Genomic DNA, 2,566 nt, shown 5'->3' on the forward strand with positions numbered 1-2,566 from the left:
ACCACAGGCACTACAAAGCCGATCGCCTTCCAGGCAGGCCGTTGTTCGATGTTGCCGCCGCGGCCCTCTATTGCCCCATGAGTCAAGGGCTTCGACTGACCACGGGCGCCGAGATTGCCCGCTTCGCGTCGACCAAGACGCCTTGGCAACTGGCCCGAGCCGAACGTATGGCGCGCGAGGTGATCGATTTCGGTGAAGCCGTCGAGCCTGAGCCCTGGGCAGGTTGGCGGCCATGCATGCCAGACATGCTTCCGGTAGTTGGCGCCGTTCCCAAAATCCCCGGCCTCTGGTGCAATTTTGGTCACGGCCATCAGGGATTTACCCTTGGACCCACAAGCGCCCGGCTATTCTCGGAACTGGCGGGCGGCAGGGCCGAAGATCAGGTGACTCAGGCTGTATCCCCTGTGCGATATCTCTGAACAACGGGGTAGCGGTTGCGCCGGATACCGCTTAGATCGAGCCCGCTTCGCATTGGACCTCCTTCCAGATTCCGCCGGTATCACCGCGGAGCCCAGATGTGCTCCTGGGCCTCCGACCGGTCGTGTTGTCGGGGACTTCAACGAGTCACGCCCCAGTGCGATTACTTCGCCGATGCCTGCATCGCACTGAACAGATCGACCACGCTTTGCGGTGCGGTGTCGTCAAAAAACCGCTTTAGGTTCTGCTCGGTTTCTTGGGCCACCTTGCCGCTTCGTGGGAAGAGTCTCTTTTCGTAGACAGTGAGTGCGGCTTCGATCTCATCAGGATAGGCAAGGAGCGCCTGGGCAAGCTCCGCGCCATCAAGCATGGCGAGGTTCGCGCCTTCGCCAGAGAATGGGGACATCAGATGCGCGGCATCGCCGAGTAAAGTTGCGCCTGGCACCCGGCTCCAGCGATGACTAACCGGGAGCGCATAGATCGGTCGAAGCACTGGATCGGTGTCGCAGTCCGTGATGAGGGCAGTCAGCTGCGGAGCCCATCCTTCGAATTGCCCGGCGATATGAGCCAACCCAGCTTCAGCGTCACTGAAATCGATCGAAGCGATCCAGTCTTCCGGTTTGTTCAAGGCGACGTAGACATGCAGACTTCCGTCGGCATTGCGATGCGCCAGGATACCTTTGCCGGGCGCAACGGCCATCAGCGTGCCGCTGCCGATCGCCTCTGCGCTCGCCTTGTGGCGCGTGTCGCCATCGAAAAGGAATGTCTCGACGAAACACGTTCCCGTGTAGGCCGGCTTTGAATCAGAAAGCAGTGGACGGACCTTCGACCACGCGCCATCGGCCCCAATGACAAGGTCGCAGGTCACCTTTGAGCCGTCCATGAAGGTGATCTCATGGCGATTGTCCTCGGTAGCTGCCACGGACGTGACCTTATGGTCCCAATGGATCATATCGGCCGGGATCGAATCGATGAGCATCTTGCGAAGCTCGCCCCGGTCCACTTCAGGACGCTCGCCGCTGTGGCTGCCCGGCCTGTCGAACAAGATATGACAGTCCTTGTCGACAATCCGTTTTGCATCTTCGCCAGGACGGACGAGCTGAAGAAACGAGTCAAACAGACCTGCGGATTTGAGGGCGAGCTGACCGTTGTATGCGTGAATGTCGAGAAGTCCCCCCTGCGCTCTCGATGCAGAGGAGGCGTCGGCTTCATAGACCGTGGCTGAAACGCCATGGACATGAAGAACGCGGGCAAGCGTGAGGCCACCAAGGCCCGCACCAATGATTGCAATATGATTTCGCATTTTTAGCGCTCCAATGCATCCGTCGGAATGACGGTTGCCATGAGCCCGACTTCTCGTCGGGCGGTTGCTCTCGGAGACGCTGGCCGAACCGTGCTGTGCACAGTTGACGTGTACTCACCTGCCTGACGAAGGTGACAATGGTCAGGCAGTTGTTTTTCGCGACGGAGCCTAGAATAGGTCGGCTCCTTGCACGAAACAAGGTCCCCCTTCCCAGGAGCCACCCCGCTTTGTAGAAGGCCTTTCGCAGCCAATGTCCCGCAATGGCGCGCTTGAAAGACAGGACAAAGGCTGGCCGGTTTACGACCTGACACGACTCCGATTATCAGGAGGAGCCGTTTTCCGCGTCCATTTCCGCTATATCCTGGAACCTGTCGGCAATCCTGGCGTGAACGCGTCCGCCGTTGGCTGCACCAATGGCAACCAGCACTTCATCGGCACCCGGTGCATCGGCGATCTGGAAGTTCGCGGTGATGAAATGCGAGCGCCTCCCGTTCTCGCTCTTGTGCATCATTGGCAGTGACAACAACGCCCCCGCGGCGTTTCTGGTGTTGCAGAATTCGAGATAGGTGGAGCCGCCGACGGCATCGCGGAACAGATTGCCAAAGCGCAGCGTGTGGATCAGCGCCGAGGCGTGTTCGATTTCGCCATTGATACCGACGGCCGCGGCCTTGCCGTAGGATTCGATCTCGGCCGGCGGCATCAAGGCGGTCAGCCGCTGCGTAAGTTCGGCGCCGAGCCTGGGAGCGATGTCGATGATCTCGGGGCGAAGGTTTTCGACGAAGCCCCGTCCCATCCACGGGTTCTTCAACACGGCGGCGACGACGATCGATGTGACCGGTTTACCAG

3 protein-coding genes are annotated in these 2,566 nt (G+C 59.9%); 1 reads left to right on the forward strand and 2 read right to left on the reverse strand.

Annotated elements, in window-relative coordinates:
* The first annotated feature begins 77 nt into the window (after positions 1 to 77).
* Positions 78 to 419 (forward strand): FAD-dependent oxidoreductase, encoded by a 342-nt coding sequence (locus tag EOA22_RS30515; protein ID WP_245478723.1) that lies wholly within the window; start codon positions 78 to 80, stop codon positions 417 to 419.
* 161 nt (positions 420 to 580) lie between these two features.
* Here the strand turns inward: EOA22_RS30515 and EOA22_RS30520 are convergent, their stop codons facing one another.
* Complete coding sequence (locus tag EOA22_RS30520) at positions 581 to 1,720, reverse strand: NAD(P)/FAD-dependent oxidoreductase (RefSeq protein ID WP_063170693.1); 1,140 nt, start codon at positions 1,718 to 1,720, stop codon at positions 581 to 583.
* A 322-nt stretch (positions 1,721 to 2,042) separates the two neighbouring features.
* The coding region (locus EOA22_RS30525; RefSeq protein ID WP_164756038.1) for an amino acid synthesis family protein at positions 2,043 to 2,566 on the reverse strand (524 nt) is incomplete at its 5' end.

Source organism: Mesorhizobium sp. M7A.F.Ca.US.014.04.1.1 (assembly GCF_003998745.1).
In the GTDB taxonomy this organism is placed as follows: domain Bacteria; phylum Pseudomonadota; class Alphaproteobacteria; order Rhizobiales; family Rhizobiaceae; genus Mesorhizobium; species Mesorhizobium ciceri.